This is a genomic window from Mycobacterium sp. (genome assembly GCF_035499775.1).
GTDB lineage: Bacteria > Actinomycetota > Actinomycetes > Mycobacteriales > Mycobacteriaceae > Mycobacterium.
Map to the genome: position 1 here is coordinate 1 of NZ_DATJYB010000223.1, position 4,780 is coordinate 4,780.

Annotated in this window: 4 protein-coding genes; 3 read left to right on the plus strand and 1 reads right to left on the minus strand. The window is 65.2% G+C overall.

The window, feature by feature from the left end; genetic code table 11:
- Positions 1–140 precede the first annotated feature (140 nt).
- Positions 141–1,472: a PucR family transcriptional regulator gene (locus VML93_RS14955; RefSeq protein WP_325611758.1), complete on the plus strand. Its 1,332-nt coding sequence runs from the start codon at positions 141–143 to the stop codon at positions 1,470–1,472.
- A 52-nt stretch (positions 1,473–1,524) separates the two neighbouring features.
- On the plus strand, positions 1,525–2,322 hold the full coding sequence (locus tag VML93_RS14960; RefSeq protein ID WP_325611760.1) for a DNA polymerase beta superfamily protein: 798 nt from the start codon (positions 1,525–1,527) through the stop codon (positions 2,320–2,322).
- 11 nt (positions 2,323–2,333) lie between these two features.
- Here VML93_RS14960 and VML93_RS14965 read toward each other — a convergent pair whose 3' ends face one another.
- The gene (locus tag VML93_RS14965; protein WP_325611762.1) at positions 2,334–3,692 is read right to left on the minus strand and encodes a wax ester/triacylglycerol synthase family O-acyltransferase; all 1,359 of its coding nucleotides are present in this window, start codon (positions 3,690–3,692) and stop codon (positions 2,334–2,336) included.
- A 141-nt stretch (positions 3,693–3,833) separates the two neighbouring features.
- Here VML93_RS14965 and VML93_RS14970 point away from each other — a divergent pair, with 141 nt between their 5' ends.
- Positions 3,834–4,571 (plus strand): TIGR02206 family membrane protein, encoded by a 738-nt coding sequence (locus VML93_RS14970; RefSeq protein WP_325611763.1) that lies wholly within the window; start codon positions 3,834–3,836, stop codon positions 4,569–4,571.
- The last annotated feature ends 209 nt before the right edge of the window (positions 4,572–4,780 follow it).

Sequence of the window (4,780 nt, forward strand, 5' to 3'; positions counted from 1 at the left end):
GTGGTGCTCGACTTCATGGAGCTACGGCAGGCACCGCTCCCGGTGCGCGCCGCGTTCGAGGCATGGCCTGCGGTGGTGGCAGCGGTGATCCTGGGTTTCTGGTTCGCAACGCCGGCCATCATGTGAACGGGGGACAAGCAATGCCGACTCAGCGAAATACGCGTGAACGGGCGCCGGCCCGGGCTGACGGAACGAGTGCTTCGGATGACCCCGGCGACACCGAGGTTCGTCGCGGGATCGCGGAACTCGCTGTCCGCCTGGGTGATCGGCTGCCCGAGGTGGTGGCGACGATCTCGGCGTCGCTTCGCGACGATATCCCCGACCTCCGCGATGAAGCACAGACCCCGCTCTTGGATACGAGCATCGAGGGCAACGTGACAACGGCTCTGTACACGTTGGGCCACGACGCGCCGGTCGAATGCGTCGCGGCGCCAACGGCGGCGCTTGAGCAAGCGCGTCGAATCGCCCAGCAGGGGCTTCCGGTGAATGTGCTGGGTCGCATTTACAGATTGGGGCAGCGTAGTTTTACCCGTCTGGCCCTCAGCGAGCTGCAGCGGATCGACGTCCCGCCGGAGGCGCGAGTCGCAATCGTGGAGAGGATGACCGAGACGCTGTTCGCGTACGTCGACTGGATGTCTCAACAGGTCGTCGAGGTATACGAAGAGGAACGCGAGCGGTGGTTGGAAACCCGAAACAGCATGCGCGCCTTACGTGTTCGAGAAATACTGGCGGGACGTCAGTCGGTCGACATCGATGCGGCCACCACCGCGATTCGTTATCCGCTCAGGTCGCAACATGTCGGGTTGGTGGTGTGGTACCCGGCTAGCACCGGTGAGGCCGACGAGTTGGCCCGAATGCAGCGGTTCGTGCGAGAACTGGGAACAGCTTTGCAGGCGGGCGCGGCTCCGCTGTTCATCGCGACCGATCGCTCGACCGGGTGGGCATGGCTACCCTTCCACCTCGCCCCCGACGGGATTGTCCCGGCGGTACGGGAGTTCTCGCTAAAGCATCGGGATGCGCCCAGAGTGGCGATCGGGTCAACGGCCGCTGGTATCAGAGGATTTCGCCGATCGCATGCTCAAGCAGTCGCGGTCCAATCGGTAGTGCTGGCGCGGACGGGCGCAAAGCCGACCGTCGTGGCCAACGGCGATCCGGGGCTCGCGGCCGCGGCCCTGGTATGCGGAAACATCGACGACGCTCGGGTCTGGGTCGCTGAGGTGCTGGGACGCCTGGCCGCCGACACCGACAGCGATGCGCGGCTGCGCGAGACACTTCGCGTGTTTCTCAACAGCGGCGCGAGCTACACGCTTGCCGCCGAGCAGCTGGATCTGCATTTCAACACGGTGAAGTACCGGGTGGGGCGCGCCCTGGCAAGGCGGGGCAGGCCGATCACCGACGATCGGTTCGATCTCGAACTGGCCCTGCTGCTTTGCCACTGGTACGGCGACACGCTGCTGCTGCCACCCGGTTAGCTTTACGGAAATACGATTTACCGCCACGCCGGGGTCGAACTATCGTGTCGGCATGAGCGTCCCGGAAGCCACGGTCTATGAGAATCGGCACGCCACCGAGTGGCACCGCCAGATCGCTGAGACGAACACCGTGCTGCGCACCCAGGTCGGATCAGGACTACACGGCGTCACGATCGAGGGCACCGACGACCGCGACGAAATGGGCGTCTGCATCGAACCACCCGACTGTGTCATCGGCCTGAGCCAGTTCGAGCAATACCAGTACCGGACACAACCCGAGGGCGTCCGATCCGGCGCCGGCGACCTCGACCTCGTCATCTACGGCCTGCGGAAGTGGGCGCGCCTGGCCGCCGCCGGGAATCCGACCGTCCTGCTGCTGTTGTTCGCGCCCGAGCACGAAATCGTCAGCATCGCGGCACCCGGACAGGAAATGCGGCGACACCCCGAGCTGTTTCTGTCCCGCGACTGCGGCCACCGGTTCGTCGGCTATCTCGACGCCCAGCGCGATCAGATGCTGGGCCTGCGCTCCAAGCACACCAACCGCCCGGAGCTCATCGAGATCCACGGCTTCGACACGAAATTCGCCTACCACGCCGTGCGGTTGGGCCTGCAAGGCCTCGAGCTGCTCAGCACGGGCCGGATCACGCTACCGATGCCGGAACCGTCGCGCAGTTGGCTGCATGACCTACGCGTCGGCAAGGTCGACAAGCAGAGCGTGCTCGACGCGATCGATGATGCCCGCAACGAGCTCGTCGCACGCACCGAGAGCTCCGATCTTCCCGAGCACTGCGACTACGACCGGCTCAACCGCTGGCTGATAGACACCTACCAGCAATGGTGGGCGCGCTGACGGGAGTCGGCTCACACTTCGAAGGCGCGTTCCAGATCCTGCAGTGACGACTCCAAGTGCGCCAGCAGTCGCCCCAGACGCGGCACAGTTCGCCGGCACCCGACCAGCCCGAAATCGATGTTGTCCGCGTTGTTGATGAAGGTCATGTTGAGGGCTTGCCCGTTGGTGAGGTGGGACAGCGGGTAGCTGCCGTCCAGTCGGGCGCCGCCGCTGTACATCTGCTGAGCCGGTCCCGGCACATTCGAGATGACGAGGTTGAACGGCGGAGGCGTGGACGATACGAAACCCGGCAAATCCGCCAGCCCCAGCGGAACGATGCTCATCGCCGACAACGCCACGACCTGCGCCCGCGGCAGCTCGGCGAGTACGTCCTTGTTGCCTCGCATGGCCGCGCTGATGACCTCGACGCGTCGCGCGGGGTCGTCGACGTCGGTGGCGAGATTGCACAGGATGGCGCCGACCTTGTTGCCGCCGCTGCCGGCGTCCGCCGCCGGGCGCAGGTTCATCGGAACCAACGCGATCAAGGGTGTGTCCGGCAGCGCATTCTGCTCGAGCAGGTAGTAACGCAACGCGCCGGAACACATCGCCAGCACCGTGTCGTTGAAGCTCACCCCGGCGGCCTTCTTCACCCGCAGCACGCGGTCTAGTGGCCACGACTGAGCAGCGAACCTGCGGGCGCGCGCGATCTTGACGTTGAACATGGTGCGCGGTGCCGCGAACGGCAGGGTCAGCTGCTGTTCGAGCAGCGCCCCGCGGGCCAGCTTCAACGTCGAATACGGAAGTCCCGCAACAGATCCCGCGATACTTGTCAGCGAGCCCAACAAGGACCCGCGGGGTTTCGGTGTGCTCCGGCGCTGAGGCAGGCTCCACATCGCCCGCACCTCGGTCTCGAACGGGTCCACCGACAGCGCACGCTCCAAAAGCTTCGCCGCCGCGGCGCCGTCGATCAGGGAGTGGTGCACCTTGATGTACAGGCCGAACCGGCCGTCGTTCAGCCCGTCCAACACATGCGCCTCCCATAGCGGACGCTGGCGGTCAAGCATGTCGGCATGCAGCCGGGAGGTCAGCTCGAACAGGTCACCCAGCCGTCCCTGCGACGGCAGCGTCGAGCGCCGTACATGGTAGTCGACGTCGATCTCGTCGTCGTAGGCCCAGGCCAGCAGGTCGATTCCGGCCACGCCCGTGGCGGGGCGCTTGCGGAAGGTGGGCTGGATTTCGTCGTTGGCAACCAGAGCATCAGTGAAATTCCGGACGAAGTCCGGACCTGCCCCCTGCGGCGGCGCGAACAACGACAGTGCGCCCACATGCATGGGGTGCTCGCGCGATTCGGCGAATAAGTACAGCGAGTCGGTGGGCACCATCAGCTCCATGCATCCATTAGACCCCGCCGGCGCTGAGAGCCAGCAAAGCGGCTGCCGCGCTTTGACGTCGTGGAACATCGGACTTCGCAAGTTGGGCTTGGACGCGACCTTTTCGCTGCGCGGCGATCTCAGATCGATACTGGTGAGGTGATGTCGGCCGACACCGCTGAATTGGTGGCACTCAACGCTGTGGAGCGCGAGTTCAGCCCGTACGGCCCGTCCCATTGGGCGGTACTTGCAGTGTTCGCGATCGGGTCCGCTGGCCTGGTCTGGATTGGACGCCACCAGAGCGACTCACAGGCCCGACGCCTCTGCCGTGTCTTGGCGGTGCTGACCGGGGCGATCTACGTTGCTTGGCTGGTGTATTTACTGCTCCCGCCGACCATCGCCGCTTCGGTGCCGCTGCGCATGACCGATCTCGCGACCGTCGCGGCGGCGTACGCATTGTGGTCGCAGCGCCACTGGGCCTTCGCACTCACCTACTACTGGGGCCTGGTGCTGAGCTCACAGGCGTTGGTCTCTCCGGTCCTCTATGCCCCAGACTTTCCCAACTACGAATTCCTTGGGTTCTGGGCCATTCACCTGCTTGTCGTATGGGCAGCCATTTATCTCACCTGGGGCCGAGGAATGCGGCCGCTGTGGCGCAGCTACCGCATCGCGGTCATCACAACGCTGGTATGGGCGGCGGTAACCTTCACGTTCAACCGAATCGCCGGAACCAACTACGGCTTCCTCAACAGAAAACCCGCCACCGCGACGCTGCTGGATGTACTGGGCCCATGGCCGCTCTACATATTGACCGGGGGCGTGGCCATCGCCATCGTTTGGGCCCTGATGACCTGGCCGTGGCAGCGCAAACCACGACACGAAGCCAAGCAACTTCCCTGAGCGCGTCGACCGGGGTACTGGCGAAATCGCAGCCTGAACCGCGGTTGATTCCACTAGTATCCGGCGCGTGACAGCGGATGCACCCGAGTTGCTTGCCGGCCATCAGCCCATCCCGCTGCCGCCTCCGGCATCGCCGGTCAACTATCGCCGTGTCCTGCGTGCGGTGCGTGCGACCGTCGACCCGGCAGCGGCCGCGCTCGTCGCCGAAA

Bases quoted from the DNA above. Each gene is read 5' to 3' on its own strand.
- VML93_RS14955 (WP_325611758.1), top strand. From the start codon at position 141: ATGCCGACTCAGCGAAATACGCGTGAACGGGCGCCGGCCCGGGCTGAC.
- VML93_RS14965 (WP_325611762.1), bottom strand. From the start codon at position 3,692: ATGGAGCTGATGGTGCCCACCGACTCGCTGTACTTATTCGCCGAATCG.
- VML93_RS14970 (WP_325611763.1), top strand. From the start codon at position 3,834: ATGTCGGCCGACACCGCTGAATTGGTGGCACTCAACGCTGTGGAGCGC.
- VML93_RS14960 (WP_325611760.1), top strand. From the start codon at position 1,525: ATGAGCGTCCCGGAAGCCACGGTCTATGAGAATCGGCACGCCACCGAG.